Raw genomic sequence first — 19,241 nt, forward strand, 5'->3', positions numbered from 1 at the left:
CAAACGGGCCTTACGCTGCTGCGTGTCCGCCGCGCAGGATGCCCCGAATCGTGGCCAGATAGGCCTCGCCCACGGCACGGTTGAGCGGCCGCGCGCGGGGTGTCGCCCGCTTGCGCGGCGGCGGCGTCAGGCCCAGCGTGCGGCAGACTTCCGACGCATAGGGCCGCCCGCGCACCTCCATGCGCAACACGACTTCGTTCAGCGCCTGTTCACCCAGACGCTCGCGCAGCCAGAGCACCGTCTGGCGGTCGTACTCGTTTTCGATGCGGATCAGGTCGTCCATGGCAGTGCTGTATAAATTTACAGTTACTGTAAATATATACAGGTATCCACAGATTTCAAGGACGATGTTGCGGCCGCGCCGCACTAGCGTGACGGGCGGCTCAGTGGATGCGGTAACCGCCCCGTTTCAGACCGTCATGCCGCCATCGACGACGATGCATTCGCCGTTGGTGTAGCTCGCCGCATCCGACACGAGATAAAGCACCGTGCCCGCCATCTCGCGCGGTTCGGCGTGGCGGCGCAGCGGGATCTCGCTGATCCAGCGGTCGTATGTAGCCTTGTCTTCAAAGAGGGCGCCTGCGAACTTGGTCTTGGTCAGGCCCGGCAGCAGCGCGTTCACGCGAATGCCGAAGGGCCCGCATTCCTTGGCGAACGCGCGCGTCATGTGGGCCACGGCGGCCTTGGTGATGGAATAGATGCCCTGCTTGTCGCCCGGGTGCAGCGCGTTGACCGATGCGGTGTTGACGATCGCACCGCCGCCCTGGGTCTTCATCATCTTGCCGGCTTCGACCGACATGAAGAAGTAGCCGCGGATGTTCACTTCCACCGTCTTCTCATAGGCCGCCAGATCCGTGTCCAGGATGTGGCCGAAGTGCGGGTTGGCCGCGGCGTTGTTGATGAGAATGTCGAGCCGGCCGTGCGTGCGGCGGATGGTGTCGAACGCCGCGGCAATGTCTTCCATGCGGCCGACGTGGCAGGCGAGGGCTTCAGCTTTGCCGCCCGCAGCGCGGATGCGTTCGGCCACGATTTCGCAGTCGGCCAGCTTGCGGCTGGACACGATGACGTGCGCGCCTTGTTCTGCCAGCAGCTTGGCAATCTCTTCGCCAATGCCGCGGCTGGCGCCGGTCACGAGGGCGATCTTGCCGGTCAGGTCGAACAGGTTCGTGCTCATGGTGTGCTCCTCCAATGGTGATGTGTTGTGGGCGTCTGCGCGTGGGCGTTCAGCCGTAGGTCTGGAACGCGCGCCGTGCCGGGTCGTCCAGATGCGGGATGCCATTGAAGGTGGCGAGCTGGAACGATTCCGCGTTGAAGAAATACTGCGAGACGCTGCTGTTGCGGATCTGCAGGTTCAGCGCGATGGCGCTGGCGGGCGGTGCGGCCAGCACCTGCTGTGCGGTCACGGCGATCGGCCCGCCGGAACTGATGGCGAGCACACGCTGCCCACCGCCGGCCTGGATGGCCGCGCGCGCATCGGCCACGCGTTGCTGGAAGGCGGCCCACGTCTCGGGCAGCGGCCCGCGGATCTTGTCGTCCGACCACAGGTGCAGCACCTGCTTGAGCGCGCGGTAGTGATCGCGCATCGAGCCCGAAGCCAGCTGTGTCAGCTCCGGAAAATCTTCGCCGAGCGCGGCAAACAGCCCTTGGAAGTCGTATTCGTTCAGCCCGGCATGCTGCTCAACCGCCGTGCCTGACATGCCCATGCCGCGCAGGATGCCGTCGACGGTCTGCTCATGGCGGCGCAAGGTGCCGCAAATGACGCGATCAAAAACAATGTCCTGCCGCGCGAAATATTCGCCGAGCCAGACGCTCTGCTGCTCGCCGCGCTCGGAGAGCCGGTCGTAATCTGCCGCGCCAAACGAGGCCTGTCCGTGCCGCACGAGATAAAGCTCCGCCATCGTCTGCTCGCCAAAATCAACAGGGGACCCAGATTAGCGGTGCGACCATTATTTGTGAAATTTATTCTTTGAATGACCGGTAATGCATGCAATGAATAGTTTTGCCACTGCATGAGTTGCGGCGCGAGAGCAAGCGGCGGGTAACGACCGTGCGCCGCACGCAACATGGCTGCCCGCGCGCGCCGATCTTGTGTGTAATGGCCGTTTCGCCACTCGCTACAAAGGTCCTGTATGAAACCGTCTCGCCTTGCCGTTGCTGCGCTGCTGCTGTGTGCCTCAGGTCTGTCTTGTGCCGCCGATGCCAATCCCAAGGTGCTGTCCGCCGCCGAGGGCTACCGCGGCGACGCGCTGCAATTGCTGGAGCGCCTGGTGAACATCGACTCGGGCACGGGCAACGAAGCGGGGCTCAGCCAGATCGGCACCATCGTGACCGACGAACTGCGCAAGGCCGGCGCCCAGGTGGAAACGGTGTCTGCGGCGCCGGCAGTGGGCAACAACATCCTGGCGACCTGGAAGGGCACCGGTAAAACGCGCATTCTGCTGATGGCCCACATGGACACCGTCTTCAAGGACGGCACTGCCCGCGCCAAGCCGTTCACCATCAAGGACAAGCGCGCCTACGGCCCCGGCGTGATGGACGACAAGGGCGGCGTGGTGGCGGGTTTGTATGCGATGAAGATCCTGCAGCAGCTCGACTTCAAGCAATACGGGCAAGTCACGCTGCTGCTCAACACGAACGAGGAAACCGGCTCCAAGGGCACGCGCGCGTTGATCGAGCGCGAAGCCAAGCAACATGACGTGACGCTCAACCTGGAACCGGGCCGGCCTGCCGACGGCTTGGTCGTGTGGCGCAAGGGCAGCGGCACCGCGGAGATCGACATCAAAGGCAAGGCCGCGCACGCTGGCGTGGCGCCCGAATCCGGTCGCAACGCCGCCAACGAACTGGCGCACCAGGTGCTGCAAGTCGGCAAGCTGGGCGACAGCGCCAAGCAGACGACCTTCAACGTGACGGTGCTCAAGGCGGGCGATGCGACCAACGTCATCCCCGACCATGCAACGGCGTACGCAGACGTGCGCGTGGCCGTGCCGGAGGAATTCGACCGTGTGGAGCGCGACCTGGCGCGCGTATCGGCCAACAAGTTGATTCCGGACACGGAAGTGAAGACCTCGCTGGTGCGCAGCTTCCCGCCGATGCCGCGCAATGACGCGTCGGACAAGCTGGCCGCCAAGGCGCAAGCCATCTACGGCGAGATCGGCCGCAAGCTCACGCTCGAGGGCAGCGGGGGCGCCGCCGATTCCAGCCTGTCGGCCGGTGTCGGCACGCCCACGCTCGATGGCTTCGGGATCGTCGGCGGCGGCATCCACACGCCGGACGAATACGCGGAAGTGGAGAGCGTCGTGCCGCGTCTCTATCTGCTGTCGCGCATGATCATGGAGCTTGCGGCGAACAAGTAAGCGCCGCGCCGACGGTAAGCAACAACGAACGGGTGACGGCGCCGCGCTGTCACCCGTTTTTTTGTTGACCGCGTGAGACGCTACGCAGCCACTGGCGAAAGCAGGCCCAGCCACGCCACCAGCGCCAAGATCAGCACGGCGAGGCAGGTTTCCGTCTGCAGGCTTTTATGCAGCGCTCTCACCGCACCTGTGGAATCGCCCGCGCGAATTGCAGCCGCAAGCCGCGGGCTCAATCGATAGCGATTGCCCGCCGCCAGTGCAAGCATCAGCGCAAACAGCGCCAGTTTGCCGAGCAGCAACCGCCCATACGGCGTGGTGAACAGCGCATCGAACGTCGGGCCGGCAACCAGCACATAGTTGACGACGCCCGTCGCAATCAACATCGCGACGATGCACGTGCCGATGGTCGCGAAGCCGCTGGCGGCACGGCTGAGCGTTTGCACCGTATGCGGCGTGCCGGTCCGGCGGGCCGACGACAGCACCACGAAGGCGACCAACGCACCCACCCACATGCCAGCGGCCAGCAGATGCGTCACGTCAACGGCGAGATGCAGCACGCCGCGCAAGCCATCGTCCATGGCGCCGTGCCCCGCCCATGCAAGCGTGGCCAGCGCGATGGCGCCCGACGCGGCCAGCCCGATCTGTCGGCGGCGCGCATTTCGGCGCCACGCGATTGCCGCGACCACGCCCGCTGCAAGCACTGCTAGCCGCACCAGCCAGGCCGCGCCGACTGCCGTGCCGGTCAGGATCATGTCGAAGACATGGCTGGTCAGCTCGCTGTAGCGCGTGGCGCCGCTCATCGACTCAGCCATCGCCACCACGTCCCAGATCGACAGCACGATGCCGGCCAACGCCGCTGCCTCCGCCACCCTGCCGTACAGCCGAGAGATGCCCGACGATGGATTGGTTGGGCCAAGCGCGTAAAGGCTGAAAAGCGATACGCCAAAAAGCACCATCAAATCCAGATACAGCGCAAAGCGCAGGGTGACGGCCAGCCAGTCCTCCGGCATCGCGTTACTTCACCTGGAACGTCAGGTTGCCGGCTACGCGGTGCGTGTCTGCGGCCACGACATGCCAGTCGACGCGGTAGGCCCCGGGCGCGAGCGGCTGCGTGGGCGAGACGGTCAGCGTCCGCCCGTCGGTGCTCGTGGCGACCTTGGCGGCCACATTCGTCGTCGAGCCGGAGCCTGCGTTCATGACCAGCGTGGCATCGCAGAACTGGGCAACGAGTTTTTCCGAGAAATGGAGCGCAATCTGGGCCGGTGCCGGGCCAACGGACTTGTCGGCGGGACTGGCCGAGAGCAGCTTCGGATGGGCCAGCGCCAGCGAGGCAGCGAGGGCAGCGGCAGCGGCCACGCACGCGTGGGCGATGCGTGAAGGGTTGAGCATCGGCATTGGAGACCTGCGGAGTTCGGGGCTGACGGCTAGCGTAACGCATTGTTTTCGGCCCAGGGCGCCGAAGCGGGGATGCGCGCCCGCCCATGTGCGCGCTGCAGCGCAACGCCAAAGTAGATGTAAACGACCACATCCCGCAGCCCGCATTGCCGGGCCGATGTGCTATCGTCGCCGCCACGAAAAATTCACAAATTCCGGGTATGCACGACGTCGTCATCAGCGGCACGGGCCTGTGGGTCGCGCCCGAGGTCATCACCAACGAGGAGCTGGTCGCCTCGTACAACGCCTACACCCAGCTCTACAACGCGCAGCACGCGGCGGCGATTGCGGCGGGCGAGTTGCCGGCGCTGGCGGAATCGTCGGCGGAGTTCATCGAGAAGGCGTCGGGTATTCGACAGCGCTACGTGATCGACAAGGCCGGCGTGCTGGACCCGACGCGCATGCGCCCGCATCTGACGCCGCGCCCGGACGATGCGCTGTCGCTGCAAGCCGAGATTGGCGTGGCCGCGGCGCGCGACGCATTGGCCGCTGCCGGGCGCGATGCGGCCGACGTCGACATGCTGCTGTGCGCCACGTCCAACTTCCAGCGCCCGTATCCGGCGTTGGGCGTGGAAATTCAGAACGGCATTGGCGCGGGCGGTTACGCGTTCGACATGAACGTCGCGTGCTCGTCGGCCACGTTCGGGCTGGAGCAGGCCATCAACGCCGTGCGCAGCGGCACGGCGCGCGCCGCGCTGGTAGTGAGCCCGGAAATCACCTCCGGCCACCTCGATTGGAAAGACCGCGATTGCCACTTCATCTTTGGCGACGTGTGCACGGCCGTGCTGGTCGAGCGCGCGGAAGACACGCGCTCTGCGGACGCCTGGCGTGTGCTCGGCACCAAATGCGCGACGAGCTTTTCCAACAACATCCGCAACAACGCCGGCTACCTCTCGCGCAGCGAAGACCGCAACCCCGACGACCGCGATCAGCTCTTCCGCCAGGAAGGCCGCAAGGTCTTCAAGGAAGTCTGCCCGATGGCGGCGGAGCACATTGCCGGCCATCTGCAGCAATTGGGCCACGCTCCGGCCGACGTGCGCCGCTTCTGGCTGCATCAGGCCAACCTGGCGATGAACCAGCTGATCGGCAAGCGCCTGCTTGGGCACGACGCATCGGCCGACGAGGCGCCGGTCATTCTCGACGAGTTCGCCAACACGGCATCGGCGGGTTCCATCATTGCGTTCCACCGCCACCGTGCCGACCTGAAGTCGGGTGACCTGGGCATGATCTGCTCGTTTGGCGCGGGTTATTCGATCGGCAGCGTGGCGGTGCAGAAGCAGTAATCGATCTGCACCGAATCGCGGGCGACGCTCAGGTCTGACCGGGCAGCGTCGCCTCAAAAAAATCCAGCGCCCGCCGCACGGCCTCGGCATGCACCGCATCGCGATCGACGCCGGGGTTGTCCTTGCACAGCAGCGGCACATGGGGCGCTGCACCCGGCAAGCACGTGTCCACGAACGTGTAGTGCGACGCCCCCGGCACCAGCAGCAGATCGGCCTTGGGCAGCATCTTGGCGACGCGTCGTACGTTGGTGTCGACGGGCACGGTGACATCCGCGTCTCCGGCCATCAGCGAGACGGGGATGCTGATGTTGCCAAGCGACGTGGCGTTCATCGCCATGCCCAGGGCGGGCGCCATCGCAAAAACGGCCTTGATGCGTGCGTCGCGGTAAGACGCACCGGAGCGAGCGAGGGACGCTTCCGTCTGCGGTGACCTCGTGGTGTCGGCAGCGGGGTTGATCTGCGCTCGGGCCATCTCCGGCGGGTGGCAGATGGCGTCTGCCTGTGGCGAGCCGCAGAACGCCATGAAGGCTGCGACATCCGTGCGTGCGCCGGCCAGTTCCAGCACGGTATAGCCGCCCAACGAAAAGCCCACGGCGCCGATGCGTGTGCGATCGACATGCGCGCCCAACACGGGGTCGGCGAGCACGCCATCGAGCACTTCGCTCACATCGGTGGCGCGCTCCCACCAGAGCATGAAGCCCTCCCGCGTGAGCGGTTCCAGCGCCGTGTTGCCCGGATGGTTCACGCCCGCGACGATGTAGCCGTGCGCCGCCAGGGCGGCTGCCATCCAATCGAGGCTTCCTGCCGTGCCGCCGGTGCCGTGCGAAAGCAGCAGCAGCGGATATTGCGCCTGCGTTGCCGCGAAGGGCGCTTCGGCCGCAGATGGCTGCATGCGGAACGGCGACCGGCCCGGCGCATCGACGTTGTGCGAAACCTCCGGCACGGAAATGTCCGCTGGATACCAGACGTTGGTGATGAGCGCCTGGGTGCGTGCCCCGCGCCAATGGCGCTCAGCCTGCGGATGAAATGCGCGGGTGGTTTCCCCCACGTGGTACGGCGCAGCAGGCTCATCAGCGGAACCGGCATAGGCAGCGCCCATGGCTAAGGCCGCCAGCGCGGCGGCAAGGCAACGACGCAACATCTTTACTCCTTGCGGATGGGGATCATCAGGTCGGTCACGCAGGCGCGCGGCGGGTGATGCCGCCCGGGGCTGCGATACAGCTCAAGCGCCGGGCGGTCGTCCGGTTCGAAGCCGTAGCTGGGGAGGCAGCCGCCGTAGAGCGCCTGCATGGTGGGCGCGATCAGCGCGTAAGGGCCGATCAGCCGGTGACAAGCGTAGCGGCCGCCTTCGATGCGCATCGGCTGCAGGCGGCCAGTGATTGCGCGCGGCGTATCGAGGATCACGCCCGCGAAGTATTCGAACGAGCCGGGCGTTTCCGGATCGCCATAGCAGACGCCAATGCGGTCGGGCGCATCCGCCGATTCCATATCGATGCCGAGCAACTGCCGCAGCATGACGAACGTCTGACGAATCGTCGCAACGGGGCCGTCGTGGCGCAGGCAGAGCGCGTGCAGAGGCGGCTGTTCGATCAGCTCGATGGGCGGCAGGTCTGCGGTCTCGGTGCTGCGCACATTCAGCGCCTGCTGCCGCGTCTGGAACGCGCGCGGGCTTACGCCGGTGAACTCGCGGAAAGCGCGGGCGAATGCCTGCGGGCTGCCGTAGCCGACGTTGAGTGCGACATCGGTGACGGAGTCTTCCGCGCCGCTCAAACGGTGCGCAGCCTGCGCCAGCCGCAGGCGCTGGACGGTCTCGAACACGCCTTCGCCGGTGAGCGCGCGGTAGATGCGATGAAAGTGAAATGGCGACAGGTGCGCCACCGCCGCCAGGCTCTGCACGGTATGCGGTGCCGCGGGGTCGGCCAGGATCGCCTCGATCACGCGGGCGATGCGGCGGTGGTAGTCGTGTTCAGTGCGGGGCTTCATGCGGCAAAGCATAGTCGCCCCGCCGCCGTCGCGCGGTGCAGCGATTGCGCAAAATGCGCGGGCGGGAGGGGCGTCCCGCTACCGTCCGCCCGTGGCCCGCAAGGTGGTGGCGAAGGTCCGCAACGCCTTCTTTGCGGCTGGATCGGCGAGCCGTGAATGCAGCACCACGCTGCGCGACGGAAGCGGCGGCAGGCCAAGCGCATCGCCCACATCGATGGTGCCGGTGGGTGCGACGCGTCGGCTGAGTGCCGCCACTGCAAGGCCGGCCGCCACCGCCGCGCCGATGGTGGCTACGCCACCGCCGATAAACACCTCTTGCCAGGCGATGCCCGCGGCGTCCAATGCCGTCGTTGCCATCTGCCGGATGCGGCACGTTTCGGTTTGGTTGGCCAGGCGGACCGGTTCGCCCGCGCGGTGCTCGAAATCGGGTGCGGCCATCCAGCCGAAAGGCTCTTCCATGAGGATTTCGCCGTCGGTGCGGCGGTTGTCGTGGCGCAGCACGATGGCGGCATCCAGCACGCCGCCTTCGAACATCTCCAGGACTTCCCAGGAACTGGCGATGCGGATCTCCAGTGTGAGCGTCGGTTCGGCCCGGCCCATCTGTCGCAACAGGCGCGGCAGTTCTGCGCCGACGATGTGGTGGCTCATCCCGACCGACAAGCGCCGCCGTTCCACGCCAAAGGAGCCCAGCGCGCCTTCGTGCGCCGCGACCAGGTCGCGCGCTGCCGCGAGAAACGCCGCGCCATCCTGCGACAGCCGAACCAGGCGCGGCGTGCGCTCCAGAAGCCGGCGGCCCAGTGCATCTTCCAGCCGCTTGATCTTCAGGCTCACCGCGGACTGCGTGGAGTCCATGGCCTCCGCCGCGCGCGTGAAGCTCTTCAGATCGGCCGTCAGCACGAAGGCCTGGACAGCCTCCAGGTCGAGCATTCTCATGTTCAATCATTTTGAAATCGAATGATTGAAATATCTTAGGATGTCTTTTTGCAATGATCAATGTGAGGCATGCTGTGGTCACTGCAAACCAAGGAGTGGACCATGCCCCTCGTTCAAGTGTCGCTGCGGCGCGGCAAGCCTGCCGCTTATCACCAGGCCATTTTCGACGGCGTCTATCGCGCCATGCGCGAAACATTCAACGTGCCGGAAGACGACCGCTTCATGACGCTGACCGAGCACGACGCGAGCACCTTCAGCGTCAGCCCGACCTACTTCGGCATCGCGCGCAGCGACGACGTGGTGATCATCCAGATCACCGCCAACAACACGCGCAACCGTGAGCAGAAGCAGGCGCTCTATCGCCGCATCGTCGAGTTGCTGGGCGACAAGCCCGGCGTGCGGCCCGAAGACGTATTCATCAACCTCGTCGAGGTGCTGCCCGAGAACTGGTCGTTCGGCCACGGCATCGCGCAGTACGCAGTGGACCCGCGCTGAGAGGGGAGGGCGCCGCATGCTGCTCGCTCACTACGTCCACCATCTGCCTGCCGATTACGACATGGCGCGACTGCATGCGCGGGCAAGTCAACGCGGCCCGTTGTGGGATGACGCGCCTGCCTTGTTCTTCAAGGCTTTCCTGCTGCGCGAACGTGGAAAGCTGGGCGCGACGGCCAATCAGTATGCGTCGCTTTACCTGTGGCAGCAGGATGCGGCCTTCCGCGATTTCCTCGTCAACGGCCGCTACCACGTGGTGACGGAAAGCTTTGGCCGCGCAGCCATTCGCACACACGTTGCACTCGACGCGCGCAAAGGCCCCGCCCATGCGGCGCGCTTTGCGTACGTTGAAGAGGAAGACATCGCCCCCGATGTGGAACTCACCGGTGTCTTTCGCCAAGCCATCGAACGCAACCGTGCAACGGCGGAGCAGGCGGGAACGGTGGCCGCGGTGATTGGCGTCGATACGGCGGCGTGGCGCTTGACGCGCGTGCGCTTGTCGGAGGCGCCACCCGCTGACGATGAGATCGCGGCCTGCCACCAGTTGCTGCACCTCGCACAGCCGTTGCTGGAGACCTTGCCATGACCACGCGTCAGATCCTGTTCGCCTATGTGGGCGGCTTGCTCTGGGGAATGCTGCTCATCGTCGGCGCGGCGGTCACGTTGGCGGCCGTCGCGCGCGACGTGTTGCCGAGGCTCAGTCCTTGAGCGAATTGCCCAGCATGTCGAGCAGGAACTGCGTGCCGCGCTCGCGCGATCCGGAGTCGTCGTAGCCATCCAGGAAGGCGCCTTGCTCGGTCATGACGAGGTGCGTGCCGCCGGAGCCGTCCTTGGGCTCGCGCAATTCCAGCGTGGCGAGCGAGGCGGAGATCTTGCGATCGTCCAGGTGCATCACATACGAATAGACGACGCGTTCGTTCGGGATGACGTCGTGATACAGCGCCTCGAAGCTGGAGACGACACCGCTGTCCCACCGGCCCTTGACGACCTCGCGGCCGCCGGGCGTGGCATCCATTTCACCACGCACGAGCAGCGTGTAGCCGTTGCCGCCGGCAAACCACTTGGCCTTGGCGGCCGGGTCGGTCAGTGCCTTGAACACGCGCGAGCGCGGTGCGTCGTAGGTGCGTTCCACCGTAAAGGTGGCATGCACCACCGACCGCTGGATGCCATCGGCCACCGGCACGCTTGCGGCTTCGCGTTCCAGCTTGTCGAGCGTCTGCTTCCAGCCCTCGGACGCGCCCTTGATCATCATCTCGGCAATCGGCGCGAGCGGCGTGTGGGTCTGCGTGACTTCCATGCGCGTGCCGCCGCCGGTTGCCTCGGCAAAGGTCACGACGGTGTGGGCGTTCATCAGCGGGCGGTTGTCGCCATCCACCACGTTCATGTCGATGACGAGCCGCGCGTTGGGCACGATCTCGAGAAAGTGGCCGCGCGACCAGTGGTCTTGCCCCTCGGGCGAGCGCATGCAGACGTCAAACTTGCCGCCCACGCGAAACTCGACTGTTGCGTCCGGTACCGTGAAGTGCGTCGGGCAGAACCAGCGCTTGATGTGGTCGGCGGTGCTCCAGGCCTTGAAGACCCAGTCGCGCGAAACGGGGAAGGTGCGTGAGATCACGAGCGGGCGCAGGGTCGTGCCGGCGGGGCCGTCAATGGTCGTCGTCATGCAAGTCTCCTTGGGTTTTGAGCGTTTCCAGATAGGCGCCTAGGCGGTCGAAGTGCTGTTCCCACTCCAGGCGTCGTTGGTTGATCCACTGCTCGGCGAGGCTCAGCGCCTCGGGTTCGATACGGCAAGTCCGCACGCGGCCCACCTTTTCCGATCGCACGAGACCGGAGTTCTCCAGCACCGACAGGTGCTGCATCACCGCGGGCAGCGAGATATCGAGGGGCTGGGCAAGTTCGCTCACCGACGCCGGCCCGCGCACGAGCTGCACCAGCATCGCGCGCCGATTGCCGTCGGCCAGGGCCTGGAAGGCGAGATCGAGGGAAGTGTCATGGTTAAGCATGTGGTTAACTATAGCGACTCTGAATAGTTAAGCAAGTACTTTATCTTTCTGTCGTTGACACACCGATTTACTTCGCATACAAAGTAAAACACTTCGCATGCGAACTAAATCAACGTCATGGACAGCACACCGCACACCATTCCCGCCACGGACGGCTACCCCCTGGGCGCCATGCTCTGGACGGCTGCCGGCGCGCCGCAGGGCGTGGTGGTCATGCACCCGGCCACCGGCGTGCCCCAGCGCATCTACCAAGCCTTTGCCAAGTTCCTGGCCGAGCACGGCTTCCACACGATCACGTACGACTACCGCGGCATCGGCGCATCGCGGCCCAAGAGCCTGCGCCGCTTTGCTGCCCGCATGCGCGACTGGGCGCTGCTCGACGCCGAAGGCGTGATGCGATGGGCAAGGGCGCGTTATCCGGCATTGCCGCAACTGGCGGTCGGGCACTCGGTGGGCGGCCACGCCATCGGCCTGTGCTGCGCCGACTGGGATGTCGCGGGCGTGGTGCAAGTGGCCTGCCACACGGGCAACTCGCGCTTCATCCGCCAACGCGGCGAACGCTGGCGCGTGGAGTTGATCCTGCGCGGCATTGGTCCGTTGATGGCGCGGTTGATGGGGTACGTGCCGGGCAAGCGCATGGGCCTGGGCGAGGACCTGCCGGGCGGCGTCGCCATCGAATGGGGCGCATGGGCCGGCATGCAGCGCTACTTTTTCGATGACCCCACGCTCGGCGCCATCGAGCGCTTCAACCGTGTCACGCATCCCGTGCTCGTCTACGGCTTTGACGATGACCCGTGGGCCACGCCCGCCGCCATCAACGCGTTGACGATGCACTTCACGAACACGTGGGTCGAGCGGCGGCAGATCACGCCTGCGCAGGCCGGCGGCGCCGTGGGGCACATGGGCTTCTTCCGCGCGCAGTTTGCCACCACGCTGTGGCCGGGGTTGGTCGATTGGCTGCGCGAGCGTGCCGCCGCCACACGCAACGAAGCGGAGGCTGCATGACAGCACCCGACCGCCGCCTTGTGTATCTGATCAGCGTTGGACAACGCCGCTTGCAGCGCTGGATTCAATCGCGCACGGGCGAGGGCGTGACCGCCGCCCAATCCGGCCTGCTGTTCTTCCTGGAGAAGAACGACGGCGCATTGATGCGCGAAGCCGGCGCCGCGCTGGACCTCGGCCCCTCCGCCATGAGCGGCCTGGTCGATCGCTCTGTCGACGCTGGCCTCATCGAGCGCCGCGCCGATGCCAAGGATGGCCGCGCTTGGCAACTCTGGATCACGCCCGCCGGCCGCGACGCCCTGGCCGAAACACGCACCGGCCTGGCTGAGCTGAACGCGCGGCTGACCGACGGTTTTACCGACGCCGAGATCGACGTCGTCGCACGCTGGCTGGCCAGCCTGCAAACCAAGTTCCCCAACGGAGACGAGCAATGAGTGAACACATCCAGAGCCACCACGCCGACGGCGTGCTGACGCTCACCCTGGCGCGCGCCGACAAGAAGAACGCCATGACCGACGCGATGTACGGCGCGCTGGCCGATGCGCTGAGCGCCGCCGAGCGCGACAACACCGTGCGCGTGGTGCTGTTGCGGGCCGAGGGCGACATGTTCTCCGCCGGCAACGACATCGGCGAATTCGCATCGATCGCCATGTCGGGCGGCAAGAGCAACAAGGGTGACGCCGAGCGCAACGTCGTCCGCTTCCTGCATGCGCTGGCCAGTGCGACGCGTCCGCTGGTGGCGGCGGTGCAAGGCCGCGCGGTCGGCATCGGCACGACCATGCTCCTGCATTGCGACTTCGTGCTGTTGGCGGACAACGCGCAGCTGTCCACGCCGTTCGTCAATCTGGCGCTGGTGCCGGAAGCCGCATCGAGCCTGCTGATGCCGGCGCGCCTCGGCCACGTGCGCGCGTTCGAGATGTTCGCGCTGGGCGACGCGGTGAGCGCCGAATCGGCACTCGCGTGGGGTTTGGCGAATCGGGTGGTGCCGCTGTACCAGCTCGGCACGGAGGCGCAGGCCATTGCGGCGCGATTGGCGCGCCAGCCGCTGGGCGCGCTGACTGAAACCAAGCGCCTGATGCGCGATGCCGAACTGCTCAAGCAACAGATGGATGCGGAGAGCGCCTGCTTTGCGCGGCGGCTGCAATCGCCAGAGGCGCATGAAGCCTTCCGGGCGTTTGCCGATCGACGGCCGCCCAATTTCAACGCCGTGGCGCACTGAGCGCGGCGGTGTCTCCTTCGGCGGCCCTGGTCCGGCCGCCTTTTTTCATTCAGACAGCCAAGCGCCCTTGCGTGGCTGCCACCGAAATCGTCGCTTCCATGCCGGCGGTAAAACGCAGGTAATCGGCCTCCATGCCGTCGGAAAAGATCACGCCGTTCTCTGGCATGCGCGAGCGCAGCTTGAGCGGCTGGTCTGCATCCACATGGCCAAACACGAGCGTGGCCTGCGATGCGCGGCTCGGAAACGGCTCGCGCACGGCGAACGTCAGTTGCGGGGTGTCCCACGGTTCGGGTTCGTAACGAAAGCCATCGCCGCCGGCATGCATGGCGCGTGCGACGCCCATCGAGCCCGTCACGATGCTCTTCAGCCACGCCGTCGAACCGAGCCCCGTGGCGACGATGATGCCCGACGACGATTGCGCTTCACGCCGCTCTCCTAGCTCGATTTCATACAGCGCGGACGCATGCGTGCGCGGCCCGATGAAGAGGTCGTTGACGGCGCGCAGCACCTGCCCGTCCGACAGCCGTGCTTCGGCCATCGTCACCGCTTTGGTGGGGCGCTTGTCGCGCGCCACGTCGGCCAGCACGGTGCCGAGATCTTTCGGCTCGAAGGGCAGCAGCACGCCGTCCCAGCGGCCGGGCTCCGGGTTCAGGCCGATCAGCGGCTGGCCATCGAGATACTTCATCGAGTTGGCGACCAGCCCGTCTTGCCCGAGCGCCACGACGATATCGTCCGGCGCAAAGATGAAGTTGGGCAAGTAGCCGCGATCCACCACCTGATAGCGGCCCCAGGCTTCCAGCGCGCGCACGGTGATTTCGAGGCTGCGCGCGTAGGCGGCGTTCTCGGCCAGGTAGTCGGAAAAATCGGCGCCCAGGTGTTCGAGGTAGAACTTCGCCTGCGCCAGCGTGTGGTGGCGCGCCACCAGCTCTTCAAGTCGCGTGCGGCGCGTCACCAGCACGACCTTGCGGCCTTCGGTGCTCATGATGCGACCCGTGCGGTGGCGTTGGGGGACGTGGCGTTCATCAGCCCCTGCAGCAGGTCCGGCGACACGTTCAATTGGCCGATGCGTTCTGCACGTTCGGCAATGCCGCCAAAGGCCTGCGCGATGAGCTGGCCGGGTTGCATGCCGGCCGCAGCCAGCGCGTTGACGATGCGCGGGTCGGCCTTTTCCAGCGCCTGCATGACGGCGGCCACGCGATAGGCCTCGGCTTCGGCCAGCGTGCGGCTGTTCTCGGCCTGCCCGGCCACGAAGGCCTTGCGCTGGCCTTCGAGTTCCACATCGGCGGCCATCTGTTCGTTGCGCAGGGCATTTTCCTTGCGCATCAGCGTGGCCTTGGCTTCCATCTGCGTCTCGCGGATCTGGCGCTTCTTCTGCTCGACTGCGATGTCGGTGTCCAGCTCGTTCTGGCGAATGGCGCGTTCGTTTTCCACGGCCGACATGCGACGCAAGTAGACGGCGTCATCCGCGGCCTTGAGGTTGGATTCGCGTGCTTCGGCTTCCAGCGCGCGGGCGATGTCCGGGGTCGGCTTGACCGCCATGACCGACACTCCCAGGATTTCCAACCCCAACGCGGCAATTTCAGGCTGCGCAGCCAATTCGGCTTGCGCGGTGCGCGCGATAGCCGCCGATGCGCGCAGCGCGGCCTTCAGTTCCATCGCCTGAACGGCTTGCTGCACGATCACTTCCACTTGCTGAGCCACGCGATCGCCCAGACGCTTCGGGTCTTCCGACACGTAGGTCTGGCCGTTCTTGGCGAGCGAGAAATCCATCATGGCGGCGGTGCGGCGCGGGTCGCTGATGCGGTACGTCACCTGGCCCTGCACGGTCACGCTCTGGAAGTCGGCCGTCACCAGTTCAAGGATGAAAGGGCGGTCCTGACTCGCTACCGGCACCGCCACCAGCGTGGTCGTCGGGCCGTAGTAGAAGAACGACAGGCCCGAGCCTTCGCGCACTACCTTGCCGGCGCGGAACTGCATGAGATGAACGGTGGGCTGCGACTTGATGAAGCGGATGCCGAACATGATGACCTCCTTGTTTGTAAGTTGTACAGTACAACTTGTATGGGTTGGACAATACAACTTACTATGGGGGCCGTCAAGACATTTGTGATGCGCCATGGCTACCCGAACCTCCGCGAAGTCCTTCCCGCTGCCGTTCACCACCGTCGATGTCGTCATCTTTACGGTGCTGGATGACGTGTTGCGCGTGCTGCTCGTGCAGCGTCCCAATACGGAAGGGGAGCCTTTTCCCGGCGCATGGGCGCTGCCGGGGGGCTTTGTCGATACGGCCGTCGATGCCACGCTGGAAGACTGCGCGCGCCGCAAGCTGCTGGAGAAAACCGGTGTGGGCAGCCCGTATCTGGAGCAGCTGGGCAGCTGGGGCGGTGCAACGCGCGACCCGCGCGGCTGGTCTGCCACGCATGTCTACTTTGCGTTGATGCCCGCACAGGGCGTGGCGCTGGCCAAGGGCGCCAATGCGGCCGACGTAGCGTGGTTTGCGGTGGACGACGTGCTTCGCGCGCCTGAACTGGCCTTTGACCACGCGGACATCCTGCGCGCCGCCGTCGAGCGTTTGCGCAGCAAGGTCGAATACACCTCGTTGCCCGCCTTTCTGCTGGCCGAGCCGTTTTCGCTGCCGCAGTTGCAGCGCATGTACGAAATCGTGCTTGGCCGCCCGGTCGACAAAAGCGGTTTTCGCACCCGCATGCTGGCCGCCAACTTTCTGGAAGAGTCTGGCGTGGCGGAAGGGGATTCGTACCGTCCTGCCAAGGGCTACCGGCTGATTGATCGGAGCCAGCCGGTCGTTTTTCCGCGCACCTTCAGCCCGCGCGGGGGCGATTCAAACGGCTGAGCACCGCCTTGGCGCCGCACCCCTCCAGCGGGTGCTGTAACAGAACAGTCACGTTGCATTACTACCCTACGCGCTTACTTCACACTTGCGCGCTGTGAAACACGCCTGCAGACCGGGCGATGACGCACGCGTCTTTCACTGACCGGGTATGGCTGGAAACGTCGCATCGGGTGGTGCGCGGCGGATACTGCCTTGGTGCATCGCGATGATCGGCATCTGCGCTTTCCAACCTGCCGTGCTGGCCGGTCCGCTTGAGGCGGAGCCGGCTGCCATTGCCGGCGCGCCGCCTGCCGATGTCGAGCGCTGGTTCGACATCGAGGCGCAGCCGCTGCAACGCGCGCTGGAGCACTATGGCGCCGTCACCGGAATATCGCTGCTGTATGACAGCGCGTTGACGTCGGGCCGTTCAGCCCCTGCGGTGCGCGGCACGATGACGCCCCATATGGCATTGCTGCGTTTGCTGGAAGGCAGTGGCCTCGCGCCGCGCTATACCGGCAACGATGCGCTGGTGCTCTTGCCGGTGCGGCCGCAAGCGGGCCCTGATGCAAACGATACCGGGGCAACAGACCTGCCGGCGCAGCGACGCTACTACGGCTTGATCCAGCGTCGCATCCGCGATGTGTTCTGCGCAAATGCGATCCTGGCCCAAGGCCGCCACCGCATCGCGCTGCGCCTGTGGGTCGATGCGTCGGGCAGCATCGGCACGGTGCGGTTGCTCGATTCCACCGGCGATGCCGTGCTCGACAGGTTGGTCGTGACCGCCCTGCAAGGCGCGCCGGTGGGTGAGCCGGTGCCCGCATTCGTGCCGCAGCCTTTTACGCTGGTGGTGATGCCGCGAGCATCGGGCCAGAGCTGGGGATGCCCGGCACCGGCCACGTCGGTCTCCGTGCTTTCCATGGGGAGGCGGCATGGCGGATAGCGGCCGCGCGATGCTGCGCGATTTCCTCCTTGAGCGGTACAGCCACCTCAAGTTTCTGTTGTCGCGGCGGCTCGGCAACCCCGACCTTGCCGGCGACGCGCTGCAAGACATCTGGCTGCGCCTGGAGAACCACGGCAGCGGCGAGGCCATCGAGCCGGTGCAAAACCCCGGTGCCTATCTTTATCGCATGGCGTTCAACGCGGCCATCGACCAGCAGCGCGCCGAAGACCGCCGCCTGAGCGTCGGCGAGGTCGAAACCATGCTCGATCTGGTGAGCCCCGCGCCGGGCCCCGCTGAAGTTGCGGAGGCCAATTCCGAACTCGATGCGCTGATCCGGGCAATGGAGCAGATGCCTGCCCGCCGCCGCGACATCCTGCTGGCCGTGCGGCTGGAAGGCACGCCGCAGCGCGAGGTGGCTGAGCGCTTCGGCATCTCGCTGCGGCTGGTCGAGCTGGAACTGCAACGCGCCCAGGAGCACTGCGCCGCCAAGCTGGGCCGTTAGCCGAGCGCCTTCGCAAGCCACAACCTGCCGCGGCAATCGATTCAAAAAAACTCTCGAAAAAATGCTTGCGGGTTTGTGTGCCGGGCGTCGTCTTACCCATAAGACCGTCGAAGTGGCGGCAGAGGCAAGCCGCGCCCACGAAGACGGCCGTATGACAGATGGTTGAACGCATGAAGGCAGCACCCGAACCCAACACGACGACGCTGAAGATTTCGCATACGCTGCGCCGCGAAGCGCATGCCTGGGTGCGTCGTCTGACTTCGGGCGACGCTACCGTGGCAGACGCGCAGGCGCTCAAGCGCTGGTGCGAAACGAGCGACGCGCATGCGGCAGCGTTTGTGGAGGCGCGCCGGTTGTGGAAAGACTTTGGCCCCGCCGGTGAAGCCGTGCGGCGCAGGCAAGCCGCACGGGCCACCCAGGCCCCCAACATGCAGCGCGTGCCCGCGTTTGGCCGCCGCGCGTTTATCGGCGGTGCCTTCGCAACCGCGGCGGGCGCTGCCGTGGCGGTGGCGGCGCCGGCTGGACTGTGGGGCGCGTTTCCCGCCTTGGCGGCAGATTTCCGCACCAGGACGGGCGAGCAGCGCCAACTGGCGCTCGCACCCGACGTGACGGTCGACCTCAACACACACACGAGCGTTGCGCTGCGCCGTGACGCAACAGCGAATGCGCTCCAAGGCGTCGAGCTGCTCGACGGCGAGATCGCAGTCAACACCACGCGCGCCGCGGCGCAACCGTTCATCGTTGCGGCGGGACCGGGCCGTGCGATGGCCACGCAGGCCAACTTCGAAGTGCGTCATCTCGATACGCGCGTGTGCGTGACATGTCTTTCAGGCGACGTGCGGGTCGACGTCAATGGCCGCAGTGTCATGCTGACGGCCAATCAGCAAGTGACTTACGGCAAGCACGCCATGAGTGCCGTGACGGCTGCTGATGCGGCCACCACGTCGGCGTGGCGCAGTGGGGTGCTGGTGTTCCGTCAGACGCCGTTGTCCGACGTGGTGGATGAGATCAATCGGTATCGCCCCGGCCACGTGCTGGTGGTGGACCGCAAGCTCGAGCGCAGCCGCTTGAATGGGCGTTTTCGCATCGACAAGTTGGACACGGTGTTTGCGCAGATGCACGAAGTGCTCGGCGCCAAGGTGACGGAGCTGCCCGGCGGCATCGTGCTGCTGGGATAAGCCGGGCGGCGAGCATGCGCCGCTGACATGTTTCTGTCATTGCGGGTTGGGGCTGTGACCTTCGTCATAGCAGGAGAGGCCGCAAGGTG

The 19,241-nt window shown here is 65.9% G+C and carries 24 protein-coding genes; 12 read left to right on the top strand and 12 right to left on the bottom strand.

Annotated features, from left to right (window positions below; all coding sequences use genetic code 11):
- Positions 1-10 precede the first annotated feature (10 nt).
- The 3 genes from R2676_RS11525 to R2676_RS11535 form a co-directional block, all read right to left on the bottom strand.
- Positions 11-283 (bottom strand): hypothetical protein, encoded by a 273-nt coding sequence (locus R2676_RS11525; protein ID WP_102065366.1) that lies wholly within the window; start codon positions 281-283, stop codon positions 11-13.
- Positions 284-409: 126 nt separating this feature from the next.
- A complete protein-coding gene (locus tag R2676_RS11530; RefSeq protein WP_206274692.1) occupies positions 410-1,174 on the bottom strand; it encodes an SDR family oxidoreductase in 765 nt (254 codons plus the stop codon).
- A 49-nt stretch (positions 1,175-1,223) separates the two neighbouring features.
- Complete coding sequence (locus tag R2676_RS11535) at positions 1,224-1,898, bottom strand: histidine phosphatase family protein (RefSeq protein WP_206274693.1); 675 nt, start codon at positions 1,896-1,898, stop codon at positions 1,224-1,226.
- A 231-nt stretch (positions 1,899-2,129) separates the two neighbouring features.
- On the opposite strand from R2676_RS11535, the gene R2676_RS11540 reads away from it, so the two are divergent.
- Positions 2,130-3,353 (top strand): M20/M25/M40 family metallo-hydrolase, encoded by a 1,224-nt coding sequence (locus R2676_RS11540; protein ID WP_206274694.1) that lies wholly within the window; start codon positions 2,130-2,132, stop codon positions 3,351-3,353.
- A gap of 80 nt (positions 3,354-3,433) precedes the next feature.
- On the opposite strand, the gene copD is transcribed toward R2676_RS11540, so the two are convergent.
- Positions 3,434-4,363, bottom strand: a complete 930-nt coding sequence (gene copD, locus R2676_RS11545) for a copper homeostasis membrane protein CopD (RefSeq protein WP_206274695.1) — start codon at positions 4,361-4,363, stop codon at positions 3,434-3,436.
- Positions 4,364-4,367: 4 nt separating this feature from the next.
- Positions 4,368-4,748, bottom strand: a complete 381-nt coding sequence (gene copC / locus R2676_RS11550) for a copper homeostasis periplasmic binding protein CopC (protein ID WP_410482490.1) — start codon at positions 4,746-4,748, stop codon at positions 4,368-4,370.
- Positions 4,749-4,948: 200 nt separating this feature from the next.
- Here copC and R2676_RS11555 point away from each other — a divergent pair, with 200 nt between their 5' ends.
- On the top strand, positions 4,949-6,070 hold the full coding sequence (locus tag R2676_RS11555; RefSeq protein ID WP_206274696.1) for a beta-ketoacyl-ACP synthase III: 1,122 nt from the start codon (positions 4,949-4,951) through the stop codon (positions 6,068-6,070).
- A 28-nt stretch (positions 6,071-6,098) separates the two neighbouring features.
- On the opposite strand, the gene R2676_RS11560 is transcribed toward R2676_RS11555, so the two are convergent.
- The 3 genes from R2676_RS11560 to R2676_RS11570 all read right to left on the bottom strand — a co-directional run bounded on the left by R2676_RS11560 (position 6,099) and on the right by R2676_RS11570 (position 8,986).
- The gene (locus R2676_RS11560) at positions 6,099-7,211 is read right to left on the bottom strand and encodes an alpha/beta hydrolase family protein (RefSeq protein WP_206274697.1); all 1,113 of its coding nucleotides are present in this window, start codon (positions 7,209-7,211) and stop codon (positions 6,099-6,101) included.
- A gap of 2 nt (positions 7,212-7,213) precedes the next feature.
- On the bottom strand, positions 7,214-8,053 hold the full coding sequence (locus R2676_RS11565) for an AraC family transcriptional regulator (protein ID WP_206274698.1): 840 nt from the start codon (positions 8,051-8,053) through the stop codon (positions 7,214-7,216).
- Between the two features lie 78 nt (positions 8,054-8,131).
- A complete protein-coding gene (locus R2676_RS11570) occupies positions 8,132-8,986 on the bottom strand; it encodes a LysR family transcriptional regulator (protein ID WP_206274699.1) in 855 nt (284 codons plus the stop codon).
- Positions 8,987-9,088: 102 nt separating this feature from the next.
- On the opposite strand from R2676_RS11570, the gene R2676_RS11575 reads away from it, so the two are divergent.
- From R2676_RS11575 to R2676_RS11585, 3 genes are read left to right on the top strand one after another with little or no spacing between them, the layout of a single operon-like run.
- Positions 9,089-9,481: a tautomerase family protein gene (locus R2676_RS11575; protein ID WP_027679939.1), complete on the top strand. Its 393-nt coding sequence runs from the start codon at positions 9,089-9,091 to the stop codon at positions 9,479-9,481.
- A 16-nt stretch (positions 9,482-9,497) separates the two neighbouring features.
- Positions 9,498-10,064, top strand: a complete 567-nt coding sequence (locus tag R2676_RS11580; RefSeq protein WP_206274700.1) for a DUF4865 family protein — start codon at positions 9,498-9,500, stop codon at positions 10,062-10,064.
- Complete coding sequence (locus R2676_RS11585) at positions 10,061-10,186, top strand: hypothetical protein (RefSeq protein ID WP_269321395.1); 126 nt, start codon at positions 10,061-10,063, stop codon at positions 10,184-10,186. Before R2676_RS11580 ends, R2676_RS11585 begins: the two co-directional genes overlap by 4 nt.
- Here R2676_RS11585 and R2676_RS11590 read toward each other — a convergent pair.
- Both R2676_RS11590 and R2676_RS11595 read right to left on the bottom strand, forming a co-directional pair.
- Positions 10,176-11,141 carry an SRPBCC family protein gene (locus tag R2676_RS11590; RefSeq protein ID WP_206274701.1) on the bottom strand — a complete coding sequence of 322 codons (966 nt, stop codon included), beginning with the start codon at positions 11,139-11,141 and terminating at the stop codon, positions 10,176-10,178. The two genes, R2676_RS11585 and R2676_RS11590, sit on opposite strands and share 11 nt — an antisense overlap.
- Complete coding sequence (locus R2676_RS11595; RefSeq protein ID WP_027679942.1) at positions 11,125-11,481, bottom strand: ArsR/SmtB family transcription factor; 357 nt, start codon at positions 11,479-11,481, stop codon at positions 11,125-11,127. The genes R2676_RS11590 and R2676_RS11595 overlap by 17 nt, the downstream gene beginning before the upstream one ends.
- A 117-nt stretch (positions 11,482-11,598) precedes the next feature.
- Between R2676_RS11595 and R2676_RS11600 the strand changes: the two genes are divergently transcribed.
- Genes R2676_RS11600 through R2676_RS11610 form a run of 3 tightly spaced genes read left to right on the top strand, consistent with a single transcriptional unit; the run spans position 11,599 to position 13,702 of the window.
- Positions 11,599-12,486 (top strand): alpha/beta hydrolase family protein, encoded by an 888-nt coding sequence (locus tag R2676_RS11600; RefSeq protein ID WP_206274702.1) that lies wholly within the window; start codon positions 11,599-11,601, stop codon positions 12,484-12,486.
- A complete protein-coding gene (locus R2676_RS11605) occupies positions 12,483-12,917 on the top strand; it encodes a MarR family winged helix-turn-helix transcriptional regulator (RefSeq protein ID WP_027679944.1) in 435 nt (144 codons plus the stop codon). The genes R2676_RS11600 and R2676_RS11605 overlap by 4 nt, the downstream gene beginning before the upstream one ends.
- Positions 12,914-13,702 (top strand): enoyl-CoA hydratase, encoded by a 789-nt coding sequence (locus R2676_RS11610; RefSeq protein WP_206274703.1) that lies wholly within the window; start codon positions 12,914-12,916, stop codon positions 13,700-13,702. The genes R2676_RS11605 and R2676_RS11610 overlap by 4 nt, the downstream gene beginning before the upstream one ends.
- A 49-nt stretch (positions 13,703-13,751) precedes the next feature.
- On the opposite strand, the gene R2676_RS11615 is transcribed toward R2676_RS11610, so the two are convergent.
- Both R2676_RS11615 and R2676_RS11620 read right to left on the bottom strand, forming a co-directional pair.
- Positions 13,752-14,684 (bottom strand): diacylglycerol kinase catalytic domain-containing protein, encoded by a 933-nt coding sequence (locus tag R2676_RS11615; protein WP_206274704.1) that lies wholly within the window; start codon positions 14,682-14,684, stop codon positions 13,752-13,754.
- Positions 14,681-15,724, bottom strand: a complete 1,044-nt coding sequence (locus tag R2676_RS11620; protein WP_147215432.1) for an SPFH domain-containing protein — start codon at positions 15,722-15,724, stop codon at positions 14,681-14,683. The genes R2676_RS11615 and R2676_RS11620 overlap by 4 nt, the downstream gene beginning before the upstream one ends.
- Before the next feature lie 94 nt (positions 15,725-15,818).
- Here R2676_RS11620 and R2676_RS11625 point away from each other — a divergent pair, with 94 nt between their 5' ends.
- The 4 genes from R2676_RS11625 to R2676_RS11640 all read left to right on the top strand — a co-directional run bounded on the left by R2676_RS11625 (position 15,819) and on the right by R2676_RS11640 (position 19,152).
- Positions 15,819-16,553, top strand: a complete 735-nt coding sequence (locus R2676_RS11625) for an NUDIX hydrolase (RefSeq protein ID WP_206274705.1) — start codon at positions 15,819-15,821, stop codon at positions 16,551-16,553.
- 205 nt (positions 16,554-16,758) lie between these two features.
- Complete coding sequence (locus tag R2676_RS11630) at positions 16,759-17,472, top strand: TonB C-terminal domain-containing protein (protein WP_316857173.1); 714 nt, start codon at positions 16,759-16,761, stop codon at positions 17,470-17,472.
- On the top strand, positions 17,462-17,974 hold the full coding sequence (locus R2676_RS11635) for an RNA polymerase sigma factor (RefSeq protein WP_206274707.1): 513 nt from the start codon (positions 17,462-17,464) through the stop codon (positions 17,972-17,974). The genes R2676_RS11630 and R2676_RS11635 overlap by 11 nt, the downstream gene beginning before the upstream one ends.
- 170 nt (positions 17,975-18,144) lie before the next feature.
- Complete coding sequence (locus R2676_RS11640) at positions 18,145-19,152, top strand: FecR family protein (RefSeq protein ID WP_206274708.1); 1,008 nt, start codon at positions 18,145-18,147, stop codon at positions 19,150-19,152.
- Positions 19,153-19,241 lie beyond the last annotated feature (89 nt).

The organism is Ralstonia flatus (assembly GCF_958439105.1).
Classification (GTDB): domain Bacteria; phylum Pseudomonadota; class Gammaproteobacteria; order Burkholderiales; family Burkholderiaceae; genus Ralstonia; species Ralstonia flatus.

Excerpts from the sequence above, each read along its gene's own strand:
- R2676_RS11525 (WP_102065366.1), bottom strand. The coding sequence starts at position 283 with ATGGACGACCTGATCCGCATCGAAAACGAGTACGACCGCCAGACGGTG.
- R2676_RS11640 (WP_206274708.1), top strand. The coding sequence starts at position 18,145 with ATGAAGGCAGCACCCGAACCCAACACGACGACGCTGAAGATTTCGCAT.
- R2676_RS11560 (WP_206274697.1), bottom strand. The coding sequence starts at position 7,211 with ATGTTGCGTCGTTGCCTTGCCGCCGCGCTGGCGGCCTTAGCCATGGGC.
- R2676_RS11540 (WP_206274694.1), top strand. The coding sequence starts at position 2,130 with ATGAAACCGTCTCGCCTTGCCGTTGCTGCGCTGCTGCTGTGTGCCTCA.
- R2676_RS11605 (WP_027679944.1), top strand. The coding sequence starts at position 12,483 with ATGACAGCACCCGACCGCCGCCTTGTGTATCTGATCAGCGTTGGACAA.
- R2676_RS11580 (WP_206274700.1), top strand. The coding sequence starts at position 9,498 with ATGCTGCTCGCTCACTACGTCCACCATCTGCCTGCCGATTACGACATG.
- R2676_RS11610 (WP_206274703.1), top strand. The coding sequence starts at position 12,914 with ATGAGTGAACACATCCAGAGCCACCACGCCGACGGCGTGCTGACGCTC.
- R2676_RS11535 (WP_206274693.1), bottom strand. The coding sequence starts at position 1,898 with ATGGCGGAGCTTTATCTCGTGCGGCACGGACAGGCCTCGTTTGGCGCG.
- R2676_RS11530 (WP_206274692.1), bottom strand. The coding sequence starts at position 1,174 with ATGAGCACGAACCTGTTCGACCTGACCGGCAAGATCGCCCTCGTGACC.
- R2676_RS11630 (WP_316857173.1), top strand. The coding sequence starts at position 16,759 with ATGATCGGCATCTGCGCTTTCCAACCTGCCGTGCTGGCCGGTCCGCTT.
- R2676_RS11600 (WP_206274702.1), top strand. The coding sequence starts at position 11,599 with ATGGACAGCACACCGCACACCATTCCCGCCACGGACGGCTACCCCCTG.
- R2676_RS11575 (WP_027679939.1), top strand. The coding sequence starts at position 9,089 with ATGCCCCTCGTTCAAGTGTCGCTGCGGCGCGGCAAGCCTGCCGCTTAT.
- R2676_RS11565 (WP_206274698.1), bottom strand. The coding sequence starts at position 8,053 with ATGAAGCCCCGCACTGAACACGACTACCACCGCCGCATCGCCCGCGTG.
- R2676_RS11620 (WP_147215432.1), bottom strand. The coding sequence starts at position 15,724 with ATGTTCGGCATCCGCTTCATCAAGTCGCAGCCCACCGTTCATCTCATG.
- R2676_RS11590 (WP_206274701.1), bottom strand. The coding sequence starts at position 11,141 with ATGACGACGACCATTGACGGCCCCGCCGGCACGACCCTGCGCCCGCTC.
- R2676_RS11570 (WP_206274699.1), bottom strand. The coding sequence starts at position 8,986 with ATGAGAATGCTCGACCTGGAGGCTGTCCAGGCCTTCGTGCTGACGGCC.
- R2676_RS11585 (WP_269321395.1), top strand. The coding sequence starts at position 10,061 with ATGACCACGCGTCAGATCCTGTTCGCCTATGTGGGCGGCTTGCTCTGG.
- R2676_RS11595 (WP_027679942.1), bottom strand. The coding sequence starts at position 11,481 with ATGCTTAACCATGACACTTCCCTCGATCTCGCCTTCCAGGCCCTGGCC.
- R2676_RS11635 (WP_206274707.1), top strand. The coding sequence starts at position 17,462 with ATGGCGGATAGCGGCCGCGCGATGCTGCGCGATTTCCTCCTTGAGCGG.
- R2676_RS11615 (WP_206274704.1), bottom strand. The coding sequence starts at position 14,684 with ATGAGCACCGAAGGCCGCAAGGTCGTGCTGGTGACGCGCCGCACGCGA.
- R2676_RS11555 (WP_206274696.1), top strand. The coding sequence starts at position 4,949 with ATGCACGACGTCGTCATCAGCGGCACGGGCCTGTGGGTCGCGCCCGAG.
- copC (WP_410482490.1), bottom strand. The coding sequence starts at position 4,748 with ATGCCGATGCTCAACCCTTCACGCATCGCCCACGCGTGCGTGGCCGCT.
- copD (WP_206274695.1), bottom strand. The coding sequence starts at position 4,363 with ATGCCGGAGGACTGGCTGGCCGTCACCCTGCGCTTTGCGCTGTATCTG.
- R2676_RS11625 (WP_206274705.1), top strand. The coding sequence starts at position 15,819 with ATGGCTACCCGAACCTCCGCGAAGTCCTTCCCGCTGCCGTTCACCACC.